The 1,395-nt window shown below is 47.2% G+C and carries 9 tRNA genes and 2 rRNA genes; all 11 read right to left on the reverse strand.

Annotation, left to right across the window (positions count from 1 at the left end):
* Nucleotides 1-69: ribosomal RNA gene (locus LC455_RS30940) — 16S ribosomal RNA — on the reverse strand; the annotation flags it as partial.
* 173 nt (nucleotides 70-242) lie between these two features.
* Nucleotides 243-318: transfer RNA gene (locus tag LC455_RS30945), tRNA-Ala, on the reverse strand.
* Between the two features lie 18 nt (nucleotides 319-336).
* A tRNA-Pro gene (locus LC455_RS30950) sits at nucleotides 337-413 on the reverse strand.
* Nucleotides 414-420: 7 nt separating this feature from the next.
* Nucleotides 421-497: transfer RNA gene (locus LC455_RS30955), tRNA-Arg, on the reverse strand.
* A 38-nt stretch (nucleotides 498-535) separates the two neighbouring features.
* Nucleotides 536-624: transfer RNA gene (locus LC455_RS30960), tRNA-Leu, on the reverse strand.
* Nucleotides 625-629: 5 nt separating this feature from the next.
* Nucleotides 630-704: transfer RNA gene (locus LC455_RS30965), tRNA-Gly, on the reverse strand.
* Nucleotides 705-718: 14 nt separating this feature from the next.
* Nucleotides 719-803: transfer RNA gene (locus LC455_RS30970), tRNA-Leu, on the reverse strand.
* 34 nt (nucleotides 804-837) lie between these two features.
* Nucleotides 838-913, reverse strand: a tRNA-Lys gene (locus LC455_RS30975).
* Nucleotides 914-1,069: 156 nt separating this feature from the next.
* Nucleotides 1,070-1,145: transfer RNA gene (locus tag LC455_RS30980), tRNA-Thr, on the reverse strand.
* A gap of 38 nt (nucleotides 1,146-1,183) precedes the next feature.
* Nucleotides 1,184-1,259, reverse strand: a tRNA-Val gene (locus LC455_RS30985).
* A 10-nt stretch (nucleotides 1,260-1,269) separates the two neighbouring features.
* A 5S ribosomal RNA gene (rrf, locus tag LC455_RS30990) occupies nucleotides 1,270-1,386 on the reverse strand.
* Between the last annotated feature and the right edge of the window lie 9 nt (nucleotides 1,387-1,395).

A 1,395-nucleotide genomic window follows, 5' to 3' on the forward strand; every position in this document is an offset into this window, starting at 1 on the left:
TCGCTCGACTTGCATGTATTAGGCACGCCGCCAGCGTTCGTCCTGAGCCAGGATCAAACTCTCCAAGAAAGTTGATTAGCTCATAAAATAAAACGTTGGCTTCGTTTCAAAAAGAAACGAATATTATTGTTTGTTGACGTTTTTGTTTGTTTAGTTTTCAAAGAACAATTTTTTTATCACCTTAAGGCGACTTTTACATCTTAACAAAGCAAGAATACTTTGTCAACATATATTTTTAAAATTGGTGGAGCCTAGCGGGATCGAACCGCTGACCTCCTGCGTGCAAAGCAGGCGCTCTCCCAGCTGAGCTAAGGCCCCAATTTGAAATGAAGTAGATGGTCGGGAAGACAGGATTCGAACCTGCGACCCCTTGGTCCCAAACCAAGTGCTCTACCAAGCTGAGCTACTTCCCGTAAATAATGGCGCGCCCGAAAGGAGTCGAACCCATAACCTTCTGATCCGTAGTCAGACGCTCTATCCAATTGAGCTACGGGCGCATTATTATAAAATGTTATTTTGCTATCATAAAAAACATTGGTGCCGAGGACCGGAATCGAACCGGTACGGTAGTCACCTACCGCAGGATTTTAAGTCCTGTGCGTCTGCCAGTTCCGCCACCCCGGCAATTATGGAGCGGAAGACGGGATTCGAACCCGCGACCCCCACCTTGGCAAGGTGGTGTTCTACCACTGAACTACTTCCGCATTATTAATTTAAATGGTGCGGGTGAAGGGAGTCGAACCCCCACGCCTTGCGGCGCCAGATCCTAAGTCTGGTGCGTCTGCCAATTCCGCCACACCCGCATATTCAAAGTTATTTTGCTTTCACAAAAAACTTTGGTGAGCCATGAAGGACTCGAACCTTCGACCCTCTGATTAAAAGTCAGATGCTCTACCAACTGAGCTAATGGCTCATACTTAGATGATTCACTAATCTTTTATGACATCGTCAGATGTCCCCGCCTCAGAAAGTTTATTCAAGAAGCAGCTCGGCGTGTACAACTCGTAGCAAACTCATAGATGTTTTGCTCGTTGCTCTACCGACTGAGCTAATGGCTCATCCTAAAAACTGGTGCCGGCTAGAGGACTTGAACCCCCAACCTACTGATTACAAGTCAGTTGCTCTACCAATTGAGCTAAACCGGCGAATAATGAAAATTATTTTTGCTATCGCGAAAAAATTATGGTGGAGGATGACGGGATCGAACCGCCGACCCTCTGCTTGTAAGGCAGATGCTCTCCCAGCTGAGCTAATCCTCCATATATAACAGCCTGGCAACGTCCTACTCTCACAGGGGCGCGTGCCCCAACTACCATCGGCGCTGAGAAGCTTAACTTCCGTGTTCGGTATGGGAACGGGTGTGACCTTCTCGCCATAATTGCCAGACTATTTAAT

The organism is Neobacillus bataviensis, from assembly GCF_019969725.1.